Source organism: Lysinibacillus sp. FSL K6-0057 (assembly GCF_038630885.1).
Classification (GTDB): Bacteria; Bacillota; Bacilli; order Bacillales_A; family Planococcaceae; genus Lysinibacillus; species Lysinibacillus fusiformis_F.
On sequence record NZ_CP152047.1, the window covers coordinates 2,936,397 to 2,962,684 of the forward strand.

Sequence of the window (26,288 nt, forward strand, 5' to 3'; positions counted from 1 at the left end):
AAAAGCAGAATATTATTTAATTAGAATAGGATAAATTTATCTTCTTCATCTGTATTTCCAAGCCACTCTTTCCATTCTGCTTCTGGTACTTCTCTAACTACTTTGCATTTTGTAGCCTTGATTTCACACATATTGTCGTCAATTACATCAGACCCATTAATTTCTACTTCAATTAAAACACTATCATTATTGCCATAATAAGATGAACTTTTTAATTTATTTCTATGATTAAAGAATAACTTACCGTCTCCACCATATGTATTTTTATTATATTCTTTTTCAGCCTTTGCTTCTTCTCCAACTACATACTTAAATGATGAACGATAAAAGCTTTCTAATGATTCTCCTGATTTTTTAACAAATTTATAGAATTTTTCACCTTTATAAAACTCATCAACATTAAGTTCAGATGTTTCTTTTTCAGAGTCATACTCTCCTAATACTTCACCATTAATAACTCGATATTTGTTACCATCTTTTAATGTAATAGTAAATCTTTCACCTTTATCTAAATCATCTAAAATATCATCAATGTTATAGTCAATCGGACGATATTCTTTAAAGTAATTTTCTGATTTAGAGAAGTTTGCGATTCGATCAATAGCTAGTTGCAAATCAAACTCTTCATCTTTTACATCATCAAATAATCGATCATAAGATTCACCATACATACCACCTAGCTGCTCTTTTAACTCATCATAAGATGTAATACTCAATTTCATACATGCCATCAGAACACGGAAATATTCTGCTTTTGAGATCTTATATCCTTTATTTTCATACTTTTGTGTACGAATAGCTGAAATTAATGGATAGCTAGTGTTTGAATTAAATCGTAAAATACGTTGGGAATTATGTTTTAGGAACTCTGGATGTAAAATGAATTCTTCAATTTCAAAATCATACGCACCCATGCAAACTGTAAAATCATATGTATTAAAAATTTCTTCAACTTTCTCATATGTACGATAGTGGATAATCTGTACTAAAATCTGCTCATCTATGTGTTTCTTAATAAATTGTGTAGCTTTCTTCGTGTGTGAGACTACATGATTTCCTGATAAAGTTTGTTCAGCGAATAAGTAGAGTGAATTATAATCACGGAAATATACATCTACATCATTGATCTCCTTATTGGTGAATAAGCTTGAAATCATCCCACCTGCAATAATAGCTTTCGATTTCTTTAAGGCGTTATATAAATCTTGACCTAAGTATGCCTTCAGCTTGTTCTTTTCAAATGTAAAATCGAATTGACTACTTAAAATATCTTTTTTAATTTCATTGTATTGATCTTCAGTTAAAGTAAATTGCACAAAACACCATTCCTTTTTTTTTATGTATTTTTATAAATCAACGTTGGTATTCCATTTATTAATACTTTCCCAAGCTTGTACATCGCCATCACGAACAGAACCAAACTCTATTCCATCTTGTAAATCGAAATAATCATAAGTTTTATCGATTAATACTTCACAAGTTTTACACCAGTAAGCTGAAGTTATTTCTCCTTCATCAACAGAAGTTGTATACCGCATTTTTGTACCTGATCCATAACTCTTTGCACATCCATGACAGAGATGAGGCTTCCTAGTATTAACTGTTTTATCTGTTAAAATGTCCACACCATTTCACCTTCATTTCGATAATACGTGTATTTTACTTAACGTTCTCTCTCCAAGCTGTAAACTTTTTAACAACTTCTTCTCCTAGCAATCCCTCAAATTCATCTGAAATTTGCCAATTAGTATTAGAGTATCTATTGAATAACTCAATCAATTGATTATCATGTAGATTGTCTAGGAATACTTTTTGGAAAATACCTGTCCCTGTATTACATTCTAGGAATTCTACAATAGACTCATCATTCATATCTCCATAGTGACTCTTTAATGTAGCAACCATGCTTTCTATTCCTTTATCATTAATTGCTCCAGAAATAGTGTAAATAGCTTCTATCATTTTTGAACGTTCAATGTTTCCGACTCCACCTTCAAATTCATATCCGTTGTCTTCTAATAATTTAAAGAAATTTTCTTCGTTAATTTCCTCATTATCTTTTTGATTAATAGCTCCATTTAGAATTAACATGTTTGTCCACATACTCAAACTCTCCTTTTTATGTATTTTCTTTAGTTAATATCGTACTATTATTTAAACTACAGTTCACCTAATCGATACTTAACTAATGCTTCTGAATTTTGTCCGTCTAGTGGCTCTACATCCATTCTGAAATACGGAAATGCACTGTGAATTTTATCTAAAGTTGGACTTCCGATATTAACATAGCAAGTTGTACATACGAAGCATCCTGTATATTGACAATATGTATTTTCGTTTAATTTCACATATTCGATCGGGGTTGAATTCTCTTCTTTTGAAGCCTCTAAGTATTCTTCTATTTGATCAGGATGTTTTCCACAGTATGGACACTCTAACTGACGATCTTGTGGTGCTACTGGGAACATTGCTTTTCCTTCTTTAAATTTAATTGTATTATTCATATTTATTTCTCCTTTTCATAAAAGTGAATTATTATTGAATCTCTTTCTTCAAATAATAGAGTTGTTCATAACACCAATTCAAGTCTGTAAAATCTGGACTACATAGATTTTCTATTCGATGCTTATCAATTAATTCTGTTTTTCTTATTGAAATTTTCATCATAACTTGTTCGATTTCCCATAAAACATTTTTATCTGATTCGCATTCAGTTTCATTCATAATCCATTCTGCTGCTTGATTTCCCATAACCAACCTCCCCTTTCACTTTCACAATACTTATTTTTTATTTAATATCACCATCTAGTTAGTTTTTCCATTAAACTATTTGTTATTGAGTTAATGACTGTCTGCTTATCCAACTTATCAAGTATTTTATCTAAGTTTTCATAGATAATACCTTCTTCTAATTTAGACTCTATAGTGTTAGTAATTTCATCATAAATATCATATTCATTTTCAAGAATTTCAGTAAGAAAAGTTTTATAATTACCCTTCAGTTCAGAAATCAACTCCTCTTTTATTTCTTTGAATTGTTCATCTGTTAAAGTAATATTCATTAATCTTATTCCTCCACAATCATTTTATTTGAAACGCCTCTTAACAAAGTGCTAACATAATCATCATATAAGTTATAAAGGATTGATCGTAAATGTCTGAAAATCAAAATTCCAAAGTAGTTAATCTAGATGAGCACCTTGCATTAAAAAACTGTTCAATGAAATCTCTGATGATGAATTAGAAATCGCTAAGAAGTATATTGACGCACTAGAACATCTTAACAAGAAGTCTGAGAGTAAACCTAAAGGATGATCTCATCCTTTTTTTATTTCTTATAATATAATTCTTTTATCTAACCTTAAGAAACAATTTCTCCACTACTGTAATAGTATATGTATTCACGAACATGTTCTCTAAACAATGTAACCGTGTAATGTACTGTTCTTGCGCTAACCCCAATCAATGGCGCTACTTCATTTGTTGTAGTCTCTCTAAACATTAATGGGATCAAGTATGGATGATATTTATCAATAACCCATGTTTTTGCGTATTCAATTGCATTATGTAAGTATATGTAATCTTTTTTATGTAAAACATCTTTATTTTTTACGTCTAAAATATCTATTAACCTACTACCTTCTTTATCTAGAACATTCGCATCCAGATATGAAAATGTATAATTTGAAGTATCTCTTTTCTTTCTTGTTGCTGCGTTTATACTTTTAATTACTTCATTTCTCATTATTGCATAACAGTATGTAGAAAATTTACAATTCTTTGTTGTAGCGTATGTTTGTGCAGCCTTTGAGAAGGCGTAATTACAATCACTCTCTATATCTTCTTTGGTGATTACTTTTGAACTCTTAAAAAGCTTTTTGACCTCAAATATTAATCCACTATTTCGTATGTAAAGTTCATCAAATGCTAACTCATCATTATCATTTATATATAATTCAACTAATTCCTCATTTGTTAGTTTTTCCATTTAATTTCCCTCTATGTATAATATCTCTCTTTATTATTAAGCAATCTACCTTCACTTGGTGATCTTACACTCAATACACCATCAACTTTCAACAAATCATATTTTTCTTTATATGTATCGATAAACAAAACATTAAGTACAGGTGATTTATATGTAATCGAACCTAATTCATTTAACTTTTCAAGAACTCTATTATCTCTATATGTAACTATAAATTGTTGAGTTGATTTCCTGTTGAAGTGCTTTTTCTTACTCCAATCTTTCGCCATTTAATTCACTCCTTTATATTGTATATAACTAAGTCTCTCTTGCAAGAGTACCTATTCAGAATAAGCACTCTTGCTAAAAAATTGACTTTTTATTTCTGTTTCCAAATACCTTCATTGATCACTTCAGCTTCATTTTCAATATGAAATGACTCATTTGCTATACTAAGATTTATTTCAGCCATCTCCTGATACCCTATTTCCATTTGCTTGAGCCATGCTTCTTTTAGCTTGTCCTGTATTCTGGAATCTTCACTTAGCTGTTTTATTTCTTCAATCATTCCACCCATCTCCATTCATTATTATGTATTTATTAAATTAATCACCGACAATTTGCTACATAACAACTTCACTACTGATTGAGAATGGATTTACATTCCTTTATTTCTACTAGAATATGTATATCTTACTATATTAAGTTTAAATAATCAATAGTTTTATGTATTTATTTAATCAATAATTATAAAAACTTTTTCTTCATTGGTTTCACACTTCAATACAACTGTATCAAAGTTACCCTGATCAATATATGGTTTTAATTTTTCCAACATACTCGTCCATTGCAATTCATCATCTGGATTAAAGTTATTAGGAAGTCCAATATTCATAAGATCAGCCATTTCACCGTTTCTAGCTATGTCTTCTGCTCGTGATAATTCTATCGAATAAGTAATAGATCTATTTACTGTATCAATATGCTCTAATTTCACCACTACACCCCTTTTCTTTTTGATAAAATTCCACTATTATTTAATAGGCATTTTTAAAGATTTGATATCTTACCTTCAGCAAGTAATTTCTCTTCACTTAACACTTTTACATTCATATAACCTTCTGCTTTTGCTTCTTCTGCGTATTCTTGAGCGATTTTTTCATTCTCGTAACCATCAGCATATTGCATCTTATCAGTTTCATAGCAAGTGTAATATCTCACAGCAATCCTCCTTCCTATACACTTTGTTTTGATTAATCATTCCAGACATCTAATTCTCTAGTCATATATTTACGTGTTCGTTCTAATCGTTCAATTAAGACATCCAAACTGTCTGTATTTTTAAATATTAAATGCACAGGGTATGTTGTTAGATCAACTTGCTTTTCTTTTTGTTTCTCAAAGTATCCAATTGGTTTTGGTTCTTGTTCTTTAAACGTTATTAGTCCTTGCTCTTCGTCACCCATCATACCAGAACTAATTTTAATATCACCAGTGCCAAATTCAACAGATAGTGTTCCATCATTATTATTAATTATCGGCATAAATTTCCTCCTGTTTTTGAATATAATCTAACTAGTATTTCAATAATAGAGTGGTTTCATTAAACCCTAACAGCACTAACTTCTAACTAATGCCATAGCTTGTGAGTATGTTGGTACACTTGTTTTTGTATTGCATTTCTTACAATGAACTACATGAACTCTATCCATAATAGTATCGCAACCTGCATATGACGATTCGTAATCTTGACCTATGTAAAAATAGTTATGATTACAATGATTAACTTTATTACTCCACCACATTTTTATAAACCTCTTTATTCATCAAAATTTTGTAACATTCAACTACTAATCTAATTTGATAAGATATGTCATCAAAAGCATCATGTTTACGTTCATTCTCATCTGTTACAGACTCTTTAATTTCTTCTTCAGTTAATCCTGATTTCATACTAGCTAATTCTAAGATTGTACGAACATCACGATCATTTTTATAATAGATTGGATACTTCAACCCACTACAGCCGTTCAAATTAGTTTGTAATTTAGCATTATCGAATAAAATACCATTACCCCACAAGTAAACATCCTTCATATCTCCTGTAGTTGATTGATTCTCTAACCATTTATGTAGAGCTTCAAATAAGTCATATTCCTTGTATGTACCTTTATTCAGTAATTCAGTAAGTAATTCTTTATCCGTATTCAACCACCATTTTAACGTTGAACCATCTACATTCAAGTTTCCGTACTTTTCGATATCACCAATTAAATTAATCGAACCATACTTGTCCCCTGTTTGAATGTTGAAGCTCATTGCTGAAATTTGAAATACTGTTGCATTTTCTCCAGTACCTAGTGTTTCAATATCAACCATAATATCTTTACGCATATTCAGTTCCCCTTTTATATATATATATGTATTATTTTACGCTTTCTTTTGTGCAGCCTTACCACGTTTAACTTTACTTGCTGATTTCATATCTCTACTTTTACTTCCATAGGGAGTGCGATCTGGATTTCCTAAATAACCAAATCGTTTACGTTTAAATTCTAGCTTTTCTGCAACACCTATTATTTTGTCAAACTTAAGCTTGTCCCTCGCATATTGTAAAGCAGCTTCTTTACTCTCCGTCTTTACATTCATGTTATATTCATTCCCATTTAAAATTAACGTAACTATGTATTGATTCATTATGTATAATCTCCATTTATTCATTTTTATAATATCTATATATTATGTTATTATGTATTTATTTAATATCTAACTTCTTTTACTGCTCCAACACTCAGCATGTATTTTGTATAACAAATTGAATCACAGTATAAATTTGAATCATCAATAAGGTATTCATCTTTTCTGGTTAACTCATTAGAACAATCCTTATTCGCACAACAACCAATCACATTAATATCGTGATATTTATTCAGATTCTTCACCCTCTCCAACTTTGTTATTTTCTTGGAGTGGATTGTATTCCCTTTGTAGCTCAAAATACTTGAATCCTGCCCCTACTTTAATGTCAACCATCTGTTTAACAAACCATTCACATTTAGCAATCCAAGTCTTCATACTGTCATCATCTTTAAACATTGATCCATTATCATAGTCATCAATAATATACTCAAATGTATTTCGTAAATTTACAATATCTTTATTCATTTTAATCTCACCTTTATGTATATGTATTTTTAGATTACTACTCTTCTAAGTTTTGTTTGCATCATCTTTCGACATTCTGTATCAGCAATTTTAATTCTATAATGCTTTCTGTTCTTCCACATAATATTTGATTTTGTCACCTTGAGTAAATGTGCTATGTATCGATAATCCTCATTACTAAACTTCCCATGTTTTACTCCAAATACTGTAACTAATGAATCTGTATAGATCGTCACCCCTTCCCAATCTTTCTTTAAAACCATTTGTAGCGCTTTAATTATGGTTGTTGCTTCAGCTTTTGTAGAAGAAGAATCAAAACCTATAAAAGTTCTTCGCTTGATTTTATTATTTCCTTTCATTACAAAATAGTGATGAGTTGATACACCGTCTTTGTAACTACTGTCTGTATAAATTTTTAACATATGATTACTCACCTTCCTTATTTAAAATTTAAATCCATTAACACTCAATATATGTATTTTGATCTAACTTCGAATTACTTAATAAATCATTTATGTATAATATCCAATCGTTTGCATCCTTTATTGAATTGTATGTTTTTTCATAAACAAAACCATCTTCATCTCTAATTTTGTATCCCTCTCCACAAATATTTGATATAACGAAAAGATTATTTTTAACAGATGTACATAACATTTTAAAACCACCTTTATGTATTTATTTTAATTATATATTTATTGATGTGATATTGGCGCTCTGTACCATTACCACATCAGTTTTTCACAAAGACAACATAATAAGTCTCACCCCTTGATTTTCCTTAGCACCTCATAACTTGGATAGTTAACATTTAAGTATTTTTTTATCTCCTCTATGTTAGATGCACCATCAGTTTCAATTGTAGTTAAATCTTCTGTATTATACAAAAAAATATTACTATGCATCAATATTAAAGTATAATCTCCTTTTCCATCAATTCTTATCATATCTGTCATGTCAAACAACTTATTATTAGATAGATAGTATTTTACTTCTGGTGTCCGTTTAAGAATACTAATTACATCTCCATCTTCAGTTATTTCTGCGATTTCAACAAAATGAAAATCTGTACAGTCAGAGATTAACTTATTCCCTTTTACATTTGTTACGCTTAATCCGTTAGTAGGTATTAAACCATCATAAAGCGCTAATAACTCTTCTGGGCTATTGTTCTGAATTACTACATCAGATTGAATCTTTGCTACTATTGTCATAATCATATACTCCCCCTTTTGGCTTATACATAGTATAAATAGTTACTTTATTAATACAATTTTACCAATTGTCTAAAATAATGTCAATCTAAAAATGAAAACATTTGTTCGTATTTTTGTTCGATATTTTTTAAGAACATTTAAATAGTTATTTTCTTTCTCATAATTTATATCCTCTTAAAAAGTATCGAATATCATTAATATATTTATATATTTATATGTATAAGAGAGCTGAATGATAATTTCATTCAGTCTTTCTATTCTTTATATCTTAACCTCAAAATGCCCATATTCATCTTGCATGAAATCAAAATCCATTGTTTCTCTGATTCGTTGAAGCTGAGGATATTCTTTATTGTTAGATATTATAGTACTCAAATTGTATTTTTTAACTAACTCTTCTACAATGTTTAAATCAAAAACACGTTCGCCTTTTTTATTCATCCATTCATTTGCATAATACATCATTCCAGAAATCTCAATAGTTGTTGCAGTTACGTTACTGTCCTCAAACGTATCTTTTATTCTCTGCATAATTATTGTACTAATCATGGATGCTGTAATACGAATATCATTGTCTTTTCCCAGTCTATTCTTTCTAAATACATATTCGCCATCAACTAGTCGAGTCATTTTTCCACTTGGACTCTTTATTTCTGTAGTATTATAAGTTTTAATTAGTAAATCGTGCAGCTCTTTTGATACTTCAATTTGTCTACTATCTAAATTTATTTCATCCGAAAGTACATTCAAATAGTATTTATCATCTTTTGTGGTAATGTCATCAATTCTTAAATTTCTTATTTCAGAAAAAGATGATCCAACTATTCCTTCAAACAACAAAATTACAATAGCTTTATCCCTGTTATTATCTAGTAACTCAATTTTATTAAGAAGTTCTTCTCTAGTATAATAATGTTTACCAGCATTCCAAACATAAGTAGAAACATACTCATCATTAATTACATCAACAATTGGATGTGTTGGAGAAGCGCTATGACCATTATCGATAGCCCATGTTATATAATTTTTTATAGTATTAATAAATATAATTGCAGATCTCTTTGTCTGTCTTTTTGCTTGTCTAAATAATAAATCTAACATGGAATTATCCATATCATATAAATCTGTTTCATGTTTTCTTTCAAATGATTCAGTACGATTAAAGATGGAGTAATAAGTCTTCTTAGATGAATCTGATAAATTTAATGTTTCAAGAAATGATTTCTTGTATTCCTCGTTATACATAATCACTTCACGCCTTTCTTATACATATCTGTAAATATCTTTATCAAAGCTTTTCTATCTTTAACATTTAACTTCATTTTTCCACTAACTATCTTACTTAACTTAGATTCTGTTTTATGGAATTCATTAATATCGATAATGTCTTCTATTTTTTCAAATGGAATTTCATTATCTTTCATTAATTTAATTAAATGTAGATGACCTTCAAATACATCAGCGTCAAACAGTAGACTGTAATCACTTACCATATAGTTTTTATATATACCAAATAGATATACTAAATATTCATTTATAGCTTTTGCAAGTTTTCTTGCATCTAATATACTATCTAATTTAAATACACTGTTTATTTGTGTATTAATTATCTTATAAGTCGTAAAGTCACTACCTTTAATAGACGACTTAGCATCACTTGCAGATGTTATTCTATTCTTTAGTTGTCCTTCTACTTTTAAAATATTCACAACTTCATTTGAATATGATTTATTATCTAACTCTTCTACACGACTTCTCGATAATGGAGTATGTTTATCTAAATCAACTTGATATCTCTTAACTTCTGCGTCTGATTTGTTAGAAATTGTTATTGGGAAAGAGCCTTTGATATTAGAGTCTTTATTATAAGCACTATAATTACCTAATAACCTATGCATTCCATCTACAATATCCAAAACAGTTCCTTCGTTTATTTTTAAGGTATTATTTTTATCATCATAAATAAGTTCTACACCTTCTAGAGCTGTCATCTGGTGTGCATTTAATGTAATTGTTGTTGGTCTTAAAACACCTTTTAGAATTTCATTTCTAATTTGTGTAATTTTACTTTGATAAATAATAGGTTTTTCAATTTCTACACCAAAGCGAACTACTTTCTTCATACCACGTTGTACGTTAGCGTTATAGTCTAATTTTCCTGATTTATATAATCTAGCTAATTCTTTTCTTGTTAGGGTTGCATTATAGTATCCGTCACCTAGATCAGTGACATTGTGAATCGTCATTGGGAAATCGATAATATCTGTTGATGAAGAACCTACAAATTGATAACCACCAATTTCTTTTTGTTCACGATCAGTAAACCATTCATTCATCCATTCAATTTGATTCATTCCTAATTTAATTACTAATTGCTGCCCAAATAGTGCAATCTCTTCAAATTCTAATTTACTTACATTATTAACATTATTAAATAAGGAATAAATCTTAGCACTTTCAATTCCGTGCTTCATATTTAGGTGTTCAACAATTAAATCTACTTCATCTTTATCTACATTAGATGAGAATGCACTAATTAAACTTTTAACTTCAATCTCTAATTGTTCATTATCTTTACCTAATTTCATTAATTTCCCTCCCTTAATTACAAATGATATTTTATCATCTAGTAATTATTTTTTCATTAAATATTACATATTATTTTTTATTATTTTTTATTTTATTATTTAAAAGTAAAAGCATTTCAGGTCTCATTTCACTTAATGCTTCTAAAAGTACCTCATGTGATACTGTCTTGTAGATATCTTCATCTGTACTCATTTTAGCTGAAATAATACCAGTGACATTTAAATTAGTTAGTCTCAAATATCTCATAGTGGTATTTACGTTTTTATGTCGAGCCTTTTTCATTGCCGAATCTATACAGTTTCCATTATTTAAATAACACATAGTTACCGCAAGCTTTTTGAATGAGTGGAAAGTGTACTTAATTCCTGTGTGATTTAATAATAAATGCCCCCTATTCATCATTACTGCTAATTCTTTATATGTTAAAGTGAATAATTTGCGTGTATTCCCAATATCTTTTAGTTTTAACAACTTATTATATAATTCAAAAGATATCTTATCTATCCATTCTTCATTACCCTTTCCTTTATTATGTCCATGAGATTTCATAATGACTCCATCTTCTACTGGTGTAAAATTTGACCATTCTACCTTTAACAATTCAGAAGCTCTAAGTGCAGAATCTATAGCTAATTCCATAATTAAGGATTTCTCTAATCCTTTCTCCTGCTTACTAAAAAAATCAATGTAGTTCATTGCTAATTCAAAAGGTATCATTTCTATATCTTCGCCAGTATTTTTAAGCGATTCAATTACCTTTAAATCATCTAAATCATATTTTATTAAATTTTCACCATTTATTTTCTTTGTTTTTAAATAAGTGATCAACGACTTTATTGCTGATTGTCTATTGTTAATTGTCTGATTCGAGTACTTTTTAGTACCATCTTCTTTTTCAGCGTAGTACAGTGCATCAAAATATTCAAATAACACTTCTGACCGCAAATCATATTCAATATTTTTAACTGTTATATATTTATACACTTTATTTTTTAAGATATCCTTAAAAACTTGATTTAAACTAGTTCTATATGTGTTTTGTGTATTCAAAGACTTTTTACCTTTTACATTTAAGAACTCCTCGATATACTCCCCTATATAATTATCTAAATACTGAGTATTGTAATTATTCATAACCATTATTCACAACCCCTTTATAATTTCTTTATTACTACTAGTATACCTATCGAATTGTTATTTGTAAAGAATTTTATGTATTTTTTATTTTACTATTTGAGAGCCGACTATATTTGATCAGCTCTCAATGTTTTATAATATGAAATTATTATTTAATTACAGTACCTTCTTTTTCCGCTAAATATAATTCCCACTTGTCTTCTGAGACTTTATTAGGAGGTGATTTTGCCCATTTAAGCATTTCCTCTATGAATCGTCGTCTAGTGATAGTGAACTCTGGCTTTTTATCACCTATAAAATCATAAATTTCTACATAGCGAGATCCTTTCTTTAGCTTAAAATATTGCCAATCAAAAGGTGTCACTAAGTTGTACCATGTACCATATTCAAATGATTTGGGCATACGTTTCGTAATTGCATGTTGTTCATTTCCTCTTAACATAAACTTCTTCATTATAAATCCTCCTTTTCTGTATTCATTTTATTACTTCCACATCTAAATTTTCACTTCTTACTGCTTTGTAATACTGCATTACGTATGGGGTAATAACATAAGCACCTTTATTATGTATGTTAGAATATATGTAATCGTACACTTCGTACAACTCATCATCGATTTCAATAATATTACCTACCGTTAATGTTTTTCTCATTGATCCTAATTCTGGAACGTTTAAATCATAAGGTTGTAATACTGTTTTAGCATCTATAGTTTCACCCTTTTTAATTAAGTAAAATAACAATTGAAGCATCCTCCTTTTATAAAAGTAATTTATTATTTAGTATTCTCGATAGCGATATTCGTTGTTGGTATTAAAACTTTCTGATGTTTCTAATTCTAATTTAAATTTATCCAACATCTTTTTGCGGTACGCAATCACCACTTTATTTAATTCGATCCTAGCCTTGTTAATGTCACCCTCATTTAATAAATACATCTTATATGAACCAAACGTCATACCTTCTAACACCTTTCCAATGTCAGATTTTTTAAAGCGTTTATTTGAACCAATATATATGGAATTCTTCTCTTCTACATCTAGCCATTCCACTATGTCATTGTAATGATCATTAATCGTTCCTGCTCTAACAACATATAATTTCATACAATAGTAATCCTCTCTCGTATATTTTCATAAAAGCGTTCATTTAATTTCTTTTCGACCATAACTTCCAGTTTGGTACTCCGCCTATCAAATATAATTTGCCATTTTTGTATTTCAAATCGAAATTAGCAGTATTCTCATTCTTCTTGTTATTTACATTCACCGTAATTGTGTTTGCGTAGTCTTGATCCATCTGTTTATACGTTTTTTTCAAATCGTTAATAAACTCTCCAACAGTGTATCTTTTGTTAAGATGCTTATGTTCTTTACTATGTAAGTGATCTAAGTCAATAAAATGTCTATACTCGTGACCCTCTTCCCAAATAAAGAAAGTGTTAATGTACTGTTGTGTACTTGTATCCCATATATAAACCTCTGTATTTTTAGGGATATGTTTCAATTTAGTTATTAATTTAATTCTTTCCATACTCCCATTACCTCCTATAAAAATATTTTTATTTAACATACTCCATCCCATTGTTTAAATTTCTTTTCACTAACTATTTCATTTTCTTTTAAAATAAATGAACTTGATCCCTCATATTCTAGTACTGTATTTTTTGAAGCTAATACATAGTCATAGAATTCTGGTGTATTTGATTTAAATGTTTTTAAATATAGAGAGACTAGCTTATTAGAAAATAGCTTTCTTTCTACTTTATAAATATGTACCTCAATACTAGAGTAACCATTATCTACACCATCTATCCACTTCTTTATTTTTATAAAATATTCATTTCCTTTATCACTAATCACAGGGAATTTTATCATGTTTCACACTCCTATCAACATTCCTTCAATTCATGAACTGGAAATCCACGATTAATAAAGTCTTTATTCTCTTCAAATTTACTTGAATAGCATGACTTAACTCTAATCCTTTACCAATTGGTCTGCACATAGTCATCAATATTCTCGCTTTAACATCCTCTAAGCTTCTGCACTCATTAATACTTACGTATGTATTTGTAGCTTCATCGATAATAATTTCACAGAAACGATTAATAAAGTCACATTTAAATTCTTGCATAAATTGAAATACTTCATTTAAATCTAATTCAGGTTGTAATTTATGTTCAAACATCACTACATCTCCTTTTTGATGACATCGTTATATTATTCAATTACAATATGCTCATTAATAACTGCAAACATTTGGAAATTACTATCTCCAGTGTTATAGTTATAGCAATCATCAAACTTATCATATTTATATCCTTTATCAACTACTTCTTGTATTGCTTTATTTTTATCCTTATAAGTGTATTTACCTTCTTCTACATGAGTATCGCAGTATTTTTCTTTTGATATGTAAGACACAGTGTAGTTCTTCTTTTGATGAGATAAATCAAACAATTCTGCACCACCGTTATCAATCAAATCTTGGATAATTTCTTCTTTAGTTTTTGTTTCAAAATATCTATATAATTGTGCAAACATCTCTTCTTTATTCAGCTTCATATTTTCTCCTCCGTTTCTTATAAAATCAACTTATTATTTAATTTATATACGATTTTAAATTATAAAAAGCATCATTCATATCTTTCTCAAAACGAGTACCTTTAGCTAAATCAATATACCACTCCTCTGTTTCTTTAATGTACTTACGTTTAAATTTTTCATTAGCTACAACCGCACATTGTAAATTATGTATTCGATCTGCTAGTTTCACTAATTTAGCCATACGATTATTTTTAATACCTTCAATATAGGACTTCATTTCATATTTATTTGGTTTAGTTAACAATTTCACTGCTTCCAATACTGATTCACCGAAGAACCCTCCGTACCACTTAATTTGATCTTCCGTTGCATCTGTATCCTCTAATAAGTCATGAAATAGACCTACAATTTGTATATACTCGTCATATCCTTTTTCGTTCAACATTTCTGCTACACGTAATGGGTGTGTATAATATTCATCTCCATCAATACGTAATTGTCCTGAATGTACTTCTTTCATGAATTGAATAGCTGAATTAAACATAATACTTCTATCCATAACATTTCCTCCTCTTAATAGAATTATTAATTAATGACCAGTTATTCTATACCATTTTTGATTATCTACATTAAATCTCCAACCTAAGCTTACCGCATAGACAACTTTCTCATCTGTGGTGTCTAGATATTCAAATTCAACACGACTGAATAATTCTTCTTGTGAAATTTCAACAATTCCATATTTGGCTCGGATACTCCATTTGTAACCCTTCATAACATTATTATCTTCAAACCATTCGACGTTTATCATTAATATCTCTCCTTCTATTTAAAATACGAATATTACTTAATCTTCTCCCCATTGAGAAACTCCCACTAATAAAGCTCTAGCTCTTAAAATTTCGCTCTTATATTTCTCTTCATCAAAGTTTTCCTCTGAAAAAACATCAAAAATCACTTCTTCAGCATCAATTATATAATCAGTAGAAAGACTGTTTAATACTTTATATTGATTTGGTTCTCCTTCTAAATTGTAATCGTCTATTTTCAATAAGTTTTTAGGTACTTCGAAAGTAAAAATTACACCCTCTGTTTCAATCATAGGAAATTCAATTTCGCATTTATCTAATAATTCTTTTTCTTCGTACAGTAATCCACCTGTCCAAATAAAAGCGTACTCTTTAGCTTTTTCATAGTCAGTAGTAACATATACATGTTTCCTATGTCGTTGCGCAACTAATCCTTCTTCCTCAATCTTATCCCAATAATGAGCAGAAGTTCCGTGATATACTGTAATCATTTCCATATGTAATCCTCCTAATATTTAGTAATGTTTCATTTCTTATCCTAAGTATAATTCAATATTCATGTAAAATCAATAGTTATTTATGTATTTATTAATATAATTTTATAAAATGGAAATATTATCTAATGAAAAAAGAAGTCGTAAATGACTTCCTTTTAGTTATGTATTTTATTTTTCTAATTCCATAATCATACCCATCGTAATTTCTACTACATCTTTAATCTTACCTAGTTCATTTAGAACTTTAACTCCACTCACCTTGCTATTTAAAGTTGATTCTGAATAAGGTTTCTTACCGCTGTCCATTCTTTCCTTCTGAATACGTTCTTTTGCATTATTTACCCTTACTTTCACATCAATTCCATGAATAGCTTCTACCTTTTTGTAAACATCTGTACGAGCATCAGCATGAGATTTACCACTTAATCTAGCGTATTTGTTGATTACAGTCTCCAATGTCTTAAAGTCAGGTTCTTTTGTTATATAATCCTGAATAGAAGATAATTTATTATTCGTTGTATTGGAGTTCATTTCCAGTTCTTTTAATTTACGATCATGTTCCTCTTGTTTGATTCTCATTTCTTTTGATTGTATTAACATTTGAATCATGCTATCTTCCCAAGAAAGTTGCGGAACTTTATGAATAAAAGCATTTGCTAATACGTCTTTAGCTTTCAATTGATACTCGATTAAATTGTCAACTAAATCAGGTTGCTCCGATTGCATTTTTGGAGTTAAAGTAACTTTTGCTAACCATAAAGGAAGGAATTCTATATCCAACGCTAAAGTCTCATTATTATCATCGAATACCCCTGCTTGAAATTTCAAGCACCCTCTATTTAATACTAAATCATTTTGAACTTTTTGAACTTGACTATCTTTTTGGCTCTTAGTTAACCCTAATCCATTACAAATCCAACTTACTCCTACATAAATTTTTTCATCGTCTTTGTTTTGACAAGCCATCAATCCACTTCCGTTAAAATCAACTTCCTTGACAACTAAATTACTCACTTAAACACTCCCTACTTTTTTATTATGCATTTCCTTCAATAAAAGATAACTATTATTTACTTGTTCTGTTTACTTTTAATGAAATTATATAAACCTTTTATAGCCTGTATGATTGTTTTGATGAGACATCCAATAGTCAGTATAAATACAAGTAAACCATACACCAGGCCTAATCTCTGTACTATTGGTGATTCAGTGTATAAGTACAGACAAGCTATAAATAGCATTCCAATTACCGAAAATCCAATGGTTTCTTCATTGAGTATCTTATTAATCACTGTGTATTTTCACCTCTTAATTATATAGTTTCAATTCTTTAATCCAATCTGGAGCAGCATCAGGAGTCATGATTCCATAATTAATGCATGTCAATGTGTTCGGCTCTAATTGAGTATAACCTTTGTCTCGAATTACAGTATATCCACCTTGTCTTTCCAACTCTTCTAACTTTTCTTGCGAACATTTCAAGATAATCTTCTTTTGCTCTTTCATATACTTATCAAGACTTTCAACTTCTATTCCAGAATAAAGTGGCTTAACTACCCTGCTGTAAATAAAGCTCATTACTGCATGACCAACCTGACCTGCTAATTTACCTTTTGAAATTTTAATATCTTCATTTACTAATATATACATCCGATAATCAGACATCTGTTTCCTCCATTTATGTATTTTCAATTATTATTTAAATATTGTATAGTGATACTTTCCAAAAGTAATACATTTTTTGAATAAGTAGATGCAAATATAAGTTTCTCTTTCCTCTACTCCCCATTCATCATTAGTGTTAAAATTAGCTCCAATTAGCACTGTTCCCTTGTCATAACTACCGACTTCAAATTTCCATCCATACTTGTTATACAACAATATCACTACCTTTTATGTATTTTCTTTAATATTCTCATTTTATAAAATCACTACCACTTCTCAATAATGTTTTTAATTTTATACTTTACTCTATTATGTAATTTTGGTTTGTAGTTCTCTAATTTGAAAGAAGTATTAACTCCATTTTCACTGATAATAATTTGTTCAGCATTCAGTAATTCTTTTAATCCATTGATGAGCTTTGTCTTAGCACCCTTTTCATCTTCAAAATATGATATCGTTATATGCGAACAAGAAAAGCTAATTGACCCTATCTCAAACCATCCTACAGACCATAGTTTATTATGCTCGATGCCATCAATTCCTGTAATTCGCTCTATCAATTGAGAAAGTTTAAATCTTGATAATTGATTCTTGTAAATGTAAATTCTTGTACTCTTCACTAATTCACTTCCTTAATCCCTTGTAATTATGAGTGACCTAACAGCGTACAACCATCACTGGCTTGGGTGTTTCTCATCATGAGAGCAGGGTTACTGGTTTGTCACTTCTCCTACTGTTAACCCTTTTTCGGATGACTAATTATTTTATAAATTCTTCATTTTCATGTATCGTATATATTCTTGCGTTATTGTAGTCTCCGTCAATATAAGGGATAACTGTCATGAAGTCATTCAATAATTTTTCCGCTAACTCGTAACTTTGTATTTTATCTTCTAGTATGTAGAACTTCCCACTTTCGTTAAACACGACTTGATGATATTTATTAATTATTCCCTCCATCCTTTCATAATAGGCTTGTTTTATTTTATCTTACAGTGAAGAATTAATTGGTCTTCCTTTTTCATCTAACTCTTCGTCATAATATGGTACGCCACCTATTACTGTAATGTTAGGTTCTTTTGTAACATCAAAGAATTCACACATATAGGATACTAAACAGTCAAAAGAGCAATGGTATCCTCCGAAATATCCATCTTTAAATGTTTTACCATCTTCAATTCTTTTCTTACATGTAGAGCATTCTAACTTATTCATAATAACCAACCTTTCATAATACTTTGTTTTTATTTAATTTCTAATGTTTTAGGATGCAAAGTAATGATTTCCTTTTCTAGTTTTCTAGCATAGTTAATTGTATGACCAGTACCACTTTTTGAACCATCGTATACTCCTATTACAAAATCAGACCTATCCACCATCCACTTATCACGATTAAACATGCAATAATTATTGTAAGGTTCTTTACTTACATAATAAATTTCATCAGCTTTAGCACAAATATCATGATACTCTTTAATACTTGATTCAAACCATTTCGAATATTGTTTATCACATGGAATAGCACATAATAATCTAATGTGAGGATAAGTCTCTTTTAGCTTCAAAACAATTCTTGATGCCCACATATCTACACCTAATGCCATTCCACTTATAAATGTGACTACTTCTTTGTTTTCAATATGATCAATAATAATGTCTCGTAGTTTAAATAGTAATTCAGAATTATCTTTTGGATTATAACCATTTAATTTATTAGGTCTATGACCAGTAAAGCAAGCTGTATTTACCATATCTTCATTCCCCTCTATATTTACTCAATGTCACTCTTATCGAAAACAACATCAACCATCTTAGTTTCTGTAATTGCGATAGGTGATCCATCTTTGTCTGTTACATGTAATTTTATCGTGTCATACTTTTTTAAGTACTTATTGTTTGGAGTTTCAACTAGATTCTCACCTTTCATCAACTTAAATTTTAAGTCACCTTTTAGAATCATTTCTTTAACTACTTTCCTTATGTACCATTTAATCATTATTATATATTCCTTTCGTTTTATGACTTAGTACTGTTCCTGATTTATTAGTAGATGTATGAGTAGTAAATTCATAATCCGCATACCCGTTGCATTGCTCACATTTAGAATTACCTAAATCAAACTCTACTACATTGCTTGTATGTACGTATCTATTACTACATTTGCTGCACGTTCTTATTTCTTCAATCGGAAATAAAGACATTTAGACACTTCCTCCATTCTTATTTAATAAAATGACTGTATTATTTTGTTTTGAAATATTCTTTTGGTTTATATCCTTTGAAATAAGGTGTTTTCTCGTCTTTATCTTCAAATAAATTTAATATTTGTTCACAAGCTTCTTTATTTAGCTGATGCTCACTTTCGCTAATTTCCCATATATCAAATCGTACTAATTTAAATTCATCGTCTATGTATTTTAGTCTTTTTTTAGCATCTTCTTCAGGGAATTTACTGGCTTGAAACCAATCAGTAGTTTTGTCTCCACTCATAGAAACGTATTCACCTTTATCATTTCGTAATGTACATATAAGCATAAAATATCCTCCTCATTTTAAAATAAATATCCAATATTATTTAATTTTTTCTTCTTCATTAACTATTTTAAATGAAGCTAGTAATGGAAAGCATTCATCACCTTTATCATTTATTATTCTAAATGTATTCACGGCAGCATCATATTCAAGTACAGGATACTTTACACCTTCTGTAACGTAATCAGGAAATCCAATTGTATAATTTGCAATCAGAACTTGTCCAATTAACAACACACTCATCACACCTTCTTATGTATTTTTAATATTAAATCTATGTTGTTTAATCTCTATAATTCAAAATCCAAAGAGTTACTTCATTGATAACTGTATTGATCCTACTGATGCACCAGATTATAAACAAACTCCAAATAATTAAAAGACCTACTGTAAGTGTACCAGTAAAGAAGCCTAATCCATCATTTTTAATAACTCCTATAAAAATTGATATTGGAAATATATAAACAGTAATCCATAGTAAATAAAACAGTATTTTTGTTAATTTGAATATAATAAAATCATACTCCTTTCAATGATAAGTCTCTTTTACTTAAAACGGATTAAAGTTTCCATTCTTATGGATCAACTTATACTCATCTTCAGTTACCTCTTTTACAATATATCCATCGTCTATAAATCGCTGAATCATTTTACTTTCATCTCCTGCAACATTATTATCAATTGTTACAACCGCCCTACCCTCACTATTGTAAATAACCGTATAACATTTATTCATCAGTAGCACCATCCTTTAATTTTACTGACATACGAAATGTTTGAAAATCATATCCACGCCCTTCTATTTCTTTTCTAAATTCCTTAAACGCATCGCTATTTAATAAATCATGCACTATCCATCCATCAACTTTTCGTGGATAATAAATATTCAATCCGTTTTCACGTTTAAGCCAACAAGTACCTAAAGTCGTTGTATAATCGAACCCTCTAGCCATTCACATCACCTTTCATAAAAGTTTAGTATTATATAATTACTTTAAATAACCTATATCTTTAGCATAATCAATAATCTCTTTCTGTATCTCGTCACTATGTCCCCAATCACCACTATACAAACCACCATAACCATTTACACCGTTAGAACTCTTACCTGTCCTAATAAATATGCTAAAATCACAAACTAAAGCCCATAATGTATCACCATGAGAGAATCCTTCATGAGAAAAACCATTGTATGCATAAACTTCTTTACTTGTGTATGCATCTACGAAATATATTCTGTTGTTTTTACACTTCATGTAAGCCGTTTGCGGTTCTCCAGTTACTCTATTCCTCTCTTTATAGAAAAATCTACGACCTCTTTCTGAAATAAATTTTATTAGATTATTAATAGCAGCTATACGCATTTCTTTTTCTTCATCCAATTTCAGCAATCCTTCCTTATGTATTTATTTAATCATTTATACCTTCTACAATTCCTCCGAAGAAACAATAAGTCTCTAATGTATCTAACCAATTCCATCTTTCATCCTCATTAATATTCGTGATGTCCTTCTTTAAATTCACAAATTCATAAGTAGTCATATTATATTTTCTTTCAAACTCACTTAATTTTCTCTTTGATGTTTCAGGTTCTATGTGAAAATTTTCTTTTGAGATTACCTTTTTTAACTCAGTTACAATCTGTGTAATATACACTGTTTTTCTCCTCTCCTGTATTAAATAAAAGCATGATATTAATTAATTTCACGTTTCATAATGTATTCATTTCCATCTTTCATTGTTAGCTCCCAACTATCTTTTCCTAAAATGTTTAAAGCATCAATAAACCTTATTTCATAATAATAGTCTCCTTTATATCCCTTTTCATTAATAATTTCTCCGTCAAACGAGTACAAGTGTTGTCCAAATTCGTATCTTTCTTTTAATACTCCATACTCAAACTTATTCATAAGTTCCTCCTAAATTTGAAATTCATCAGACTCATAAAGTTTCATCAGATTATGTCCGTACCTTAAAATGCGCTTTGTTGTATCTTGTAGGCGTTTAATTTTACCATCATTATAAATATAAGTGTCTTCAATTTTGAAGTAACTATCTTCTCTAACATATCTCATGAATCTACTATCCGCAGTAACAATAATTACATCTTTTTCTTCATCATTAAGTGCATCTTCAATTTCCTTAGTTGCTAATCCATCATATTCGAAAGCAGCTAAAGATCCATTTAATTGATTTGCAATTTCCCATTTACTCCTAGTATTACACCAATGATCAGTCATTACTAATTTCATTACTTCTCTCCTTTTCCAAGTGGACATTTCCTTTTATCTCATAGCTTTCTCCACATTCTAATTGTCTCCAAGATTCAAAGTCATCACGTTGCTCATACCACCCAATAGGCATACCAAGACAACCTTGTACGCTGTTATCTACACATGTAATAATCCATTTTGTATTAGAGCCTTCGATAGTCGTATAATCTCCTTCGTAAATAATATTTCCCGAAGCATCTCTAAAACTTCTCAACTCAGTCACGATTGCTCCTCCTCTTAATTTAAATAAAATATTGGTTTTACTTAATTACTTCTTTGTATGCTTCAACTAAATGGTCTTGCTGCCCTTCTGAATATGTAGGATTAAACTCGTTTACAACTTGTTCCAATCGTCCAGCAATATCGATTAGAAACTTAATATCGTCATCGTTAATATCACGCATTAATCCATTATCTGATAATGCTTTTATGTATTTAATTCTTTCTATTTCATTCACCTGAACCACTCCTTTTATTTTATAACTAAATATTACCACGATAAAAAGATTAAATCAATATATTTTATGTATTTATTTATATAAATCAAAAGACGCAAGATTTAATTCTCACGTCTTAGGCGTATAGCTACAATCATTTCCACATCTTTCTTTACCAGTTAAAGATTTTGTATAATTACTACTCCATATAATCATCATAAATAATTAAATAATCTGCCCAATTACTAACGATAATATCTTGATCCATTTCTTTTACTAACTCCTTTAAATCAGAAATTGATTTTAATTCTATCATTGCATAGTGTTTATGTTCGTAAATTTCATCGGTATGATAAGTTGCGTTAAATTTATCTAAGGCATGTTTATATTCATCTAGTGAACCATTGTACACTCTTGAAATTTTATGTTTCATAATTAATTTTCTCCTTTTTATGTATTTTGTAATACAAATAAATTATTTAAAGTTCTTCTACATCTTTTTCGTTGATTTCTAATATTTGATCTTGTTTATTTCTAAATAGTGCATACCTGTCTGAGAAATCTATTTTAGAAATCTCTTTAGCTACAGGTCTCCAGTCAGAAATTTTTCTAACAATTTCATTTGTTCTTTTTATTTTATAAAAATCCATAACATCAACCTCTTTTTTATAGTTTTCTTTCATAATACGTGACTATTATTTAATGGTATTCATATAGCACAACTTAATTAGCTCTGCTTTTTCTTCTGTATTAAATTCCATAGATTTATCAATCAATTCTACAAATTTCAAGTCTTTATTCTCACGATTCAAAAGGTATTCTTTTTGGACTTCTTTATTGAAGTTCAGTAAATACAGCTCAGAATATCTATTTTCTGAAATACCGTGTTTTAAACTTTCACCAACATGCTCGTATTTGAGGAGTTCTGGATACTTTCCGACAATTGATTTGTAATTAATAGCACCACTTTTAGTTGGAGATAACAATTTTAATACTTTATCAATAGGAACATCTTGATAGTGAACTAACTTCATAAAATATGAAATGTGTAATGCCTCTTTATGTAACTTTTCTATTAATAAATCGAATAACTCATCATCTTCAATCAGTAGTTTATTTTTCAGAAGTAATTGGAAAGGAATTTCTACATATGACTCACGCTTGAATACAGTATCTAAATCAAAGTTATGTCTGCGATGGTATGTAAAATAAAAACCCATATTACCTTCGTAAATTTGACCATTACATACATATAATTGTGCTGAATTATTCAAACATAACTTTAGCTGCTGTTTATTATAATGACTAGGAAGAATTATATCTTTTGCCCAGTTAGGGTACTCTATATTGAAAATATTAAATAGGTTTATAATTTCATTTTTATTGTCAAAGTAACGACAGAGGATATTAAACCACATTGGAATTTCTTCACTTCGCATACCACTAAATGAAATATCAGTAGGTTTATAATTCAAGTTGCAAATAACTGCACTTTCAATTGTTTCGATAGTTATGTTATCAGAGAAAGATTTTATCGCTTCTAGTTGTTTTAATTTAGAAAGTAGCTCACTGCTTTCAGCTTTTAATTTAATATGATCATCATTTAATTTTCCATAGTTCTTTTTTAAATTCTCAAATTTACTTACATACTCTTCTACTTTAGCGTCTACTTCCATTTGAATCGCTTTTGCAATAACATCATTAACCATTATTTCATTCCTCCATTTTATGTATTATTTATTTTTGATAATAGAATCATTTTATTCGACATCTACTTGATAAATTTTGCCTTTGTAACGATAAGCGTTTGAAGTGGCAGTAAATACATCTTCTCCATATTTATTTACTACGTTATCTCCATTGGGTTCAAACATTTTAAATAAATCACCCTTCTTTATCTCTTTCATTTCACATTCTACAAATTCTTCATTAACTTGTTTTAACACTCGTCTCACAATACTCACCTCTCTCTTTAAGTTTTATAAAACTCCTCTTTTACTTAAATCATATCTTAAATTTAAAATTTACATAATTTTTGGCTCTTTATATCCACAAGTCTGATCACTTAATTTCATATTGTACTTTCTTATCTTACGTACTAAACTACCTTTCTTACATTCACCACAACTAGCATACGGATATGTATCTATCGTTCGACCTAATTTATGTGTTAGGAAATCGATATAAGCATCTGTATCATATCGATCCCAAAAGAAAATCTTATTACATTCGTACTGGTTATCAAATGATTCATCATATTTAATTTCTGAATCTGTACAAGTATCAATTTCTCCACTATATATCATAAAGCTTTCATGAGGATGTGATTCACTTATCCAAATTTGACCTAATTTTAATCTCATTTATCTACTCTCCTTCACTCATTTGCTTTAATTCATTGTTTAATACTTTTAACAACTTTAATTGTTCTTCAATGTGATTTACACTTTTATTCAGTATTTCATCAATATTATCTTCATTATTTTCATTAACCATAAATTGCAACAATCCAACTATATGTATTAAATGATGAGTTTCCATCTTCATTTTATCTACTTTTTCAATTAACATATATCATCTTTATCTCTCATTTCTAACTCTAAGGAATATCTATCTTCACCGTAGAATTTAATCTTTTCATATTCCAATACAATTAGTTCGCAGCCTTTGTTACTTGCTTCGCCAATATCTTTTAATATTGTTTCATGTAATTCTTCTGGCGATTTAATGTATCGATACGATTTATAATACGACATGTCAACACCTTCTTTATATTTTATGTAACTTTACTATCTTTCATCGACATTGATAATTTTAAATAGACGATTAAATGTATCGTCCATATCAAGGAGACTTAAATTTCTATGGTAATCATATAATTCCATAATTAAATCATTTATTTCCTCATGTTCTTTTTCTGATATCTCATAATAAATACGCCCACATTTCTTCAATCCATATCCAATCCTTTCTTTTTTTATTTTATAATATTTCTGTATTTATTAGATTTTCTCTTTCTTCTACTGATGTATTGTTTGGTGCTGAAACAAATTTATTCATTCCATTAAATATTTCTTTTTCATTTTCGTCAAATACAATTAAAACTGGTATCTCAGTTGAATCAAATAATTTACCTTCAATAAGTAGCTTCACAAAATTCACCTCCCGTTTATTTAATTTTTGATTTCTTCAATTCTTCAATAAGATCTAATTGACCTTGAATATGTCCTTCATCCAAACCTAATTGAAAAGCATCATGAGGATCATCCATTCCTATTTCATGAATAACATCTTCCGTATTATTTTCTTGAAACGTAGTCAATTTATTTTCTAGATTAACTTTCAATTCTTCTAATTTAATTTTCAAATCTGTCATAACTATTACCTCCTAAATTTTTATATTTTTCATAATTAATTGTTGCACGAAACCAGAATTTCATTTAAATGTTAA

The 26,288-nt window shown here is 29.1% G+C and carries 56 protein-coding genes; all 56 read right to left on the reverse strand.

Annotated elements, in window-relative coordinates; genetic code table 11:
- Window positions 1-20 precede the first annotated feature (20 nt).
- The 56 genes from MHB40_RS14510 to MHB40_RS14785 all read right to left on the reverse strand — a co-directional run bounded on the left by MHB40_RS14510 (window position 21) and on the right by MHB40_RS14785 (window position 26,213).
- Window positions 21-1,316 carry a hypothetical protein gene (locus MHB40_RS14510; RefSeq protein ID WP_342532661.1) on the reverse strand — a complete coding sequence of 432 codons (1,296 nt, stop codon included), beginning with the start codon at window positions 1,314-1,316 and terminating at the stop codon, window positions 21-23.
- Between the two features lie 30 nt (window positions 1,317-1,346).
- Window positions 1,347-1,625, reverse strand: coding sequence for a hypothetical protein (locus tag MHB40_RS14515; RefSeq protein WP_342532663.1), 279 nt, complete (start codon window positions 1,623-1,625; stop codon window positions 1,347-1,349).
- 34 nt (window positions 1,626-1,659) lie between these two features.
- Window positions 1,660-2,103 carry a hypothetical protein gene (locus MHB40_RS14520; protein WP_342532665.1) on the reverse strand — a complete coding sequence of 148 codons (444 nt, stop codon included), beginning with the start codon at window positions 2,101-2,103 and terminating at the stop codon, window positions 1,660-1,662.
- Window positions 2,104-2,159: 56 nt separating this feature from the next.
- Window positions 2,160-2,504, reverse strand: a complete 345-nt coding sequence (locus MHB40_RS14525) for a hypothetical protein (protein WP_342532667.1) — start codon at window positions 2,502-2,504, stop codon at window positions 2,160-2,162.
- Between the two features lie 31 nt (window positions 2,505-2,535).
- A complete protein-coding gene (locus tag MHB40_RS14530) occupies window positions 2,536-2,751 on the reverse strand; it encodes a hypothetical protein (protein WP_342532668.1) in 216 nt (71 codons plus the stop codon).
- Window positions 2,752-2,798: 47 nt separating this feature from the next.
- Complete coding sequence (locus tag MHB40_RS14535; protein ID WP_342532670.1) at window positions 2,799-3,062, reverse strand: hypothetical protein; 264 nt, start codon at window positions 3,060-3,062, stop codon at window positions 2,799-2,801.
- A 299-nt stretch (window positions 3,063-3,361) separates the two neighbouring features.
- Entirely contained in the window at window positions 3,362-3,988 is a 627-nt protein-coding gene (locus MHB40_RS14540; protein ID WP_342532671.1) for a sigma factor, read from the reverse strand.
- An 11-nt stretch (window positions 3,989-3,999) separates the two neighbouring features.
- Window positions 4,000-4,257 carry a hypothetical protein gene (locus tag MHB40_RS14545; RefSeq protein ID WP_281114931.1) on the reverse strand — a complete coding sequence of 86 codons (258 nt, stop codon included), beginning with the start codon at window positions 4,255-4,257 and terminating at the stop codon, window positions 4,000-4,002.
- Between the two features lie 89 nt (window positions 4,258-4,346).
- Window positions 4,347-4,535 (reverse strand): hypothetical protein, encoded by a 189-nt coding sequence (locus MHB40_RS14550; RefSeq protein ID WP_281114930.1) that lies wholly within the window; start codon window positions 4,533-4,535, stop codon window positions 4,347-4,349.
- Between the two features lie 168 nt (window positions 4,536-4,703).
- Window positions 4,704-4,964, reverse strand: a complete 261-nt coding sequence (locus tag MHB40_RS14555) for a hypothetical protein (RefSeq protein WP_342532672.1) — start codon at window positions 4,962-4,964, stop codon at window positions 4,704-4,706.
- 53 nt (window positions 4,965-5,017) lie between these two features.
- On the reverse strand, window positions 5,018-5,188 hold the full coding sequence (locus MHB40_RS14560) for a hypothetical protein (protein ID WP_342532673.1): 171 nt from the start codon (window positions 5,186-5,188) through the stop codon (window positions 5,018-5,020).
- Window positions 5,189-5,220: 32 nt separating this feature from the next.
- Complete coding sequence (locus MHB40_RS14565) at window positions 5,221-5,511, reverse strand: hypothetical protein (RefSeq protein ID WP_342532674.1); 291 nt, start codon at window positions 5,509-5,511, stop codon at window positions 5,221-5,223.
- Window positions 5,512-5,758: 247 nt separating this feature from the next.
- Window positions 5,759-6,361 (reverse strand): 3'-5' exonuclease, encoded by a 603-nt coding sequence (locus tag MHB40_RS14570; protein ID WP_342532675.1) that lies wholly within the window; start codon window positions 6,359-6,361, stop codon window positions 5,759-5,761.
- 36 nt (window positions 6,362-6,397) lie between these two features.
- Complete coding sequence (locus MHB40_RS14575; RefSeq protein WP_342532676.1) at window positions 6,398-6,664, reverse strand: hypothetical protein; 267 nt, start codon at window positions 6,662-6,664, stop codon at window positions 6,398-6,400.
- A 228-nt stretch (window positions 6,665-6,892) separates the two neighbouring features.
- The gene (locus MHB40_RS14580; protein ID WP_340815344.1) at window positions 6,893-7,132 is read right to left on the reverse strand and encodes a hypothetical protein; all 240 of its coding nucleotides are present in this window, start codon (window positions 7,130-7,132) and stop codon (window positions 6,893-6,895) included.
- A gap of 29 nt (window positions 7,133-7,161) precedes the next feature.
- Window positions 7,162-7,554, reverse strand: coding sequence for a hypothetical protein (locus tag MHB40_RS14585; protein ID WP_257521573.1), 393 nt, complete (start codon window positions 7,552-7,554; stop codon window positions 7,162-7,164).
- Window positions 7,555-7,896: 342 nt separating this feature from the next.
- Window positions 7,897-8,346, reverse strand: coding sequence for a hypothetical protein (locus MHB40_RS14590; protein WP_340815343.1), 450 nt, complete (start codon window positions 8,344-8,346; stop codon window positions 7,897-7,899).
- Between the two features lie 264 nt (window positions 8,347-8,610).
- Window positions 8,611-9,594: a hypothetical protein gene (locus MHB40_RS14595; RefSeq protein ID WP_342532677.1), complete on the reverse strand. Its 984-nt coding sequence runs from the start codon at window positions 9,592-9,594 to the stop codon at window positions 8,611-8,613.
- Between the two features lie 2 nt (window positions 9,595-9,596).
- Window positions 9,597-10,937: a hypothetical protein gene (locus MHB40_RS14600; protein WP_342532679.1), complete on the reverse strand. Its 1,341-nt coding sequence runs from the start codon at window positions 10,935-10,937 to the stop codon at window positions 9,597-9,599.
- Between the two features lie 70 nt (window positions 10,938-11,007).
- Entirely contained in the window at window positions 11,008-12,078 is a 1,071-nt protein-coding gene (locus MHB40_RS14605; RefSeq protein ID WP_342532681.1) for a site-specific integrase, read from the reverse strand.
- 145 nt (window positions 12,079-12,223) lie between these two features.
- The gene (locus MHB40_RS14610; RefSeq protein WP_342532682.1) at window positions 12,224-12,529 is read right to left on the reverse strand and encodes a hypothetical protein; all 306 of its coding nucleotides are present in this window, start codon (window positions 12,527-12,529) and stop codon (window positions 12,224-12,226) included.
- Window positions 12,530-12,551: 22 nt separating this feature from the next.
- Window positions 12,552-12,818 carry a hypothetical protein gene (locus MHB40_RS14615; protein ID WP_342532683.1) on the reverse strand — a complete coding sequence of 89 codons (267 nt, stop codon included), beginning with the start codon at window positions 12,816-12,818 and terminating at the stop codon, window positions 12,552-12,554.
- A 36-nt stretch (window positions 12,819-12,854) separates the two neighbouring features.
- Window positions 12,855-13,181 (reverse strand): hypothetical protein, encoded by a 327-nt coding sequence (locus MHB40_RS14620; RefSeq protein WP_342532684.1) that lies wholly within the window; start codon window positions 13,179-13,181, stop codon window positions 12,855-12,857.
- A 43-nt stretch (window positions 13,182-13,224) separates the two neighbouring features.
- Window positions 13,225-13,608 (reverse strand): hypothetical protein, encoded by a 384-nt coding sequence (locus MHB40_RS14625; RefSeq protein ID WP_342532685.1) that lies wholly within the window; start codon window positions 13,606-13,608, stop codon window positions 13,225-13,227.
- A 32-nt stretch (window positions 13,609-13,640) separates the two neighbouring features.
- Entirely contained in the window at window positions 13,641-13,952 is a 312-nt protein-coding gene (locus MHB40_RS14630) for a hypothetical protein (protein WP_342532686.1), read from the reverse strand.
- Window positions 13,953-13,977: 25 nt separating this feature from the next.
- A complete protein-coding gene (locus MHB40_RS14635) occupies window positions 13,978-14,265 on the reverse strand; it encodes a hypothetical protein (RefSeq protein WP_342532687.1) in 288 nt (95 codons plus the stop codon).
- A 32-nt stretch (window positions 14,266-14,297) separates the two neighbouring features.
- On the reverse strand, window positions 14,298-14,642 hold the full coding sequence (locus tag MHB40_RS14640) for a hypothetical protein (RefSeq protein ID WP_342532689.1): 345 nt from the start codon (window positions 14,640-14,642) through the stop codon (window positions 14,298-14,300).
- Window positions 14,643-14,679: 37 nt separating this feature from the next.
- Entirely contained in the window at window positions 14,680-15,183 is a 504-nt protein-coding gene (locus MHB40_RS14645; protein ID WP_342532690.1) for an HD domain-containing protein, read from the reverse strand.
- A gap of 30 nt (window positions 15,184-15,213) precedes the next feature.
- Window positions 15,214-15,435, reverse strand: coding sequence for a hypothetical protein (locus tag MHB40_RS14650; protein WP_342532691.1), 222 nt, complete (start codon window positions 15,433-15,435; stop codon window positions 15,214-15,216).
- A 36-nt stretch (window positions 15,436-15,471) separates the two neighbouring features.
- Window positions 15,472-15,930, reverse strand: coding sequence for a hypothetical protein (locus MHB40_RS14655; protein WP_342532693.1), 459 nt, complete (start codon window positions 15,928-15,930; stop codon window positions 15,472-15,474).
- Between the two features lie 168 nt (window positions 15,931-16,098).
- Window positions 16,099-16,944 (reverse strand): phage antirepressor N-terminal domain-containing protein, encoded by an 846-nt coding sequence (locus MHB40_RS14660; protein ID WP_342532694.1) that lies wholly within the window; start codon window positions 16,942-16,944, stop codon window positions 16,099-16,101.
- Between the two features lie 294 nt (window positions 16,945-17,238).
- A complete protein-coding gene (locus MHB40_RS14665) occupies window positions 17,239-17,595 on the reverse strand; it encodes an aminoacyl-tRNA hydrolase (protein WP_342532695.1) in 357 nt (118 codons plus the stop codon).
- 266 nt (window positions 17,596-17,861) lie between these two features.
- On the reverse strand, window positions 17,862-18,215 hold the full coding sequence (locus MHB40_RS14670; RefSeq protein ID WP_342532696.1) for a hypothetical protein: 354 nt from the start codon (window positions 18,213-18,215) through the stop codon (window positions 17,862-17,864).
- Between the two features lie 370 nt (window positions 18,216-18,585).
- Window positions 18,586-18,810 (reverse strand): hypothetical protein, encoded by a 225-nt coding sequence (locus tag MHB40_RS14675; protein ID WP_342532697.1) that lies wholly within the window; start codon window positions 18,808-18,810, stop codon window positions 18,586-18,588.
- 29 nt (window positions 18,811-18,839) lie between these two features.
- Window positions 18,840-19,346, reverse strand: coding sequence for an SLOG family protein (locus MHB40_RS14680; RefSeq protein WP_342532698.1), 507 nt, complete (start codon window positions 19,344-19,346; stop codon window positions 18,840-18,842).
- A gap of 20 nt (window positions 19,347-19,366) precedes the next feature.
- Window positions 19,367-19,591, reverse strand: a complete 225-nt coding sequence (locus MHB40_RS14685) for a hypothetical protein (protein ID WP_342532699.1) — start codon at window positions 19,589-19,591, stop codon at window positions 19,367-19,369.
- A 245-nt stretch (window positions 19,592-19,836) separates the two neighbouring features.
- Window positions 19,837-20,130, reverse strand: a complete 294-nt coding sequence (locus MHB40_RS14690) for a hypothetical protein (RefSeq protein ID WP_342532700.1) — start codon at window positions 20,128-20,130, stop codon at window positions 19,837-19,839.
- A gap of 36 nt (window positions 20,131-20,166) precedes the next feature.
- On the reverse strand, window positions 20,167-20,373 hold the full coding sequence (locus MHB40_RS14695; RefSeq protein WP_342532701.1) for a hypothetical protein: 207 nt from the start codon (window positions 20,371-20,373) through the stop codon (window positions 20,167-20,169).
- 304 nt (window positions 20,374-20,677) lie between these two features.
- Window positions 20,678-20,863 (reverse strand): hypothetical protein, encoded by a 186-nt coding sequence (locus MHB40_RS14700; protein WP_342532702.1) that lies wholly within the window; start codon window positions 20,861-20,863, stop codon window positions 20,678-20,680.
- Window positions 20,856-21,080: a hypothetical protein gene (locus tag MHB40_RS14705; RefSeq protein WP_342532704.1), complete on the reverse strand. Its 225-nt coding sequence runs from the start codon at window positions 21,078-21,080 to the stop codon at window positions 20,856-20,858. Before MHB40_RS14705 ends, MHB40_RS14700 begins: the two co-directional genes overlap by 8 nt.
- A gap of 36 nt (window positions 21,081-21,116) precedes the next feature.
- Window positions 21,117-21,509 (reverse strand): hypothetical protein, encoded by a 393-nt coding sequence (locus MHB40_RS14710; protein WP_342532705.1) that lies wholly within the window; start codon window positions 21,507-21,509, stop codon window positions 21,117-21,119.
- Window positions 21,510-21,537: 28 nt separating this feature from the next.
- Window positions 21,538-21,783, reverse strand: coding sequence for a hypothetical protein (locus MHB40_RS14715; RefSeq protein WP_342532707.1), 246 nt, complete (start codon window positions 21,781-21,783; stop codon window positions 21,538-21,540).
- A 38-nt stretch (window positions 21,784-21,821) separates the two neighbouring features.
- Window positions 21,822-22,037, reverse strand: coding sequence for a hypothetical protein (locus tag MHB40_RS14720; protein ID WP_342532709.1), 216 nt, complete (start codon window positions 22,035-22,037; stop codon window positions 21,822-21,824).
- A 9-nt stretch (window positions 22,038-22,046) separates the two neighbouring features.
- Window positions 22,047-22,379 (reverse strand): hypothetical protein, encoded by a 333-nt coding sequence (locus MHB40_RS14725; protein WP_342532710.1) that lies wholly within the window; start codon window positions 22,377-22,379, stop codon window positions 22,047-22,049.
- Window positions 22,360-22,623, reverse strand: coding sequence for a hypothetical protein (locus MHB40_RS14730; RefSeq protein ID WP_342532711.1), 264 nt, complete (start codon window positions 22,621-22,623; stop codon window positions 22,360-22,362). The genes MHB40_RS14725 and MHB40_RS14730 overlap by 20 nt, the downstream gene beginning before the upstream one ends.
- A gap of 37 nt (window positions 22,624-22,660) precedes the next feature.
- The gene (locus MHB40_RS14735) at window positions 22,661-22,858 is read right to left on the reverse strand and encodes a hypothetical protein (protein ID WP_342532712.1); all 198 of its coding nucleotides are present in this window, start codon (window positions 22,856-22,858) and stop codon (window positions 22,661-22,663) included.
- Between the two features lie 178 nt (window positions 22,859-23,036).
- Window positions 23,037-23,270, reverse strand: a complete 234-nt coding sequence (locus tag MHB40_RS14740; RefSeq protein WP_342532714.1) for a hypothetical protein — start codon at window positions 23,268-23,270, stop codon at window positions 23,037-23,039.
- A gap of 46 nt (window positions 23,271-23,316) precedes the next feature.
- Entirely contained in the window at window positions 23,317-23,520 is a 204-nt protein-coding gene (locus tag MHB40_RS14745) for a hypothetical protein (RefSeq protein WP_342532716.1), read from the reverse strand.
- A 12-nt stretch (window positions 23,521-23,532) separates the two neighbouring features.
- Window positions 23,533-24,546, reverse strand: coding sequence for a hypothetical protein (locus tag MHB40_RS14750; protein ID WP_342532717.1), 1,014 nt, complete (start codon window positions 24,544-24,546; stop codon window positions 23,533-23,535).
- Between the two features lie 51 nt (window positions 24,547-24,597).
- Window positions 24,598-24,792 (reverse strand): hypothetical protein, encoded by a 195-nt coding sequence (locus MHB40_RS14755; protein ID WP_342532718.1) that lies wholly within the window; start codon window positions 24,790-24,792, stop codon window positions 24,598-24,600.
- Between the two features lie 69 nt (window positions 24,793-24,861).
- Window positions 24,862-25,200, reverse strand: coding sequence for a hypothetical protein (locus MHB40_RS14760; RefSeq protein WP_342532720.1), 339 nt, complete (start codon window positions 25,198-25,200; stop codon window positions 24,862-24,864).
- Window positions 25,201-25,204: 4 nt separating this feature from the next.
- Complete coding sequence (locus tag MHB40_RS14765; RefSeq protein WP_342532721.1) at window positions 25,205-25,408, reverse strand: hypothetical protein; 204 nt, start codon at window positions 25,406-25,408, stop codon at window positions 25,205-25,207.
- On the reverse strand, window positions 25,402-25,593 hold the full coding sequence (locus tag MHB40_RS14770) for a hypothetical protein (RefSeq protein WP_342532722.1): 192 nt from the start codon (window positions 25,591-25,593) through the stop codon (window positions 25,402-25,404). The genes MHB40_RS14765 and MHB40_RS14770 overlap by 7 nt, the downstream gene beginning before the upstream one ends.
- 33 nt (window positions 25,594-25,626) lie before the next feature.
- Window positions 25,627-25,791, reverse strand: coding sequence for a hypothetical protein (locus MHB40_RS14775; RefSeq protein ID WP_342532723.1), 165 nt, complete (start codon window positions 25,789-25,791; stop codon window positions 25,627-25,629).
- Between the two features lie 28 nt (window positions 25,792-25,819).
- Window positions 25,820-25,990, reverse strand: a complete 171-nt coding sequence (locus MHB40_RS14780; protein WP_342532724.1) for a hypothetical protein — start codon at window positions 25,988-25,990, stop codon at window positions 25,820-25,822.
- Between the two features lie 16 nt (window positions 25,991-26,006).
- A complete protein-coding gene (locus MHB40_RS14785) occupies window positions 26,007-26,213 on the reverse strand; it encodes a hypothetical protein (RefSeq protein ID WP_342532725.1) in 207 nt (68 codons plus the stop codon).
- Window positions 26,214-26,288 lie beyond the last annotated feature (75 nt).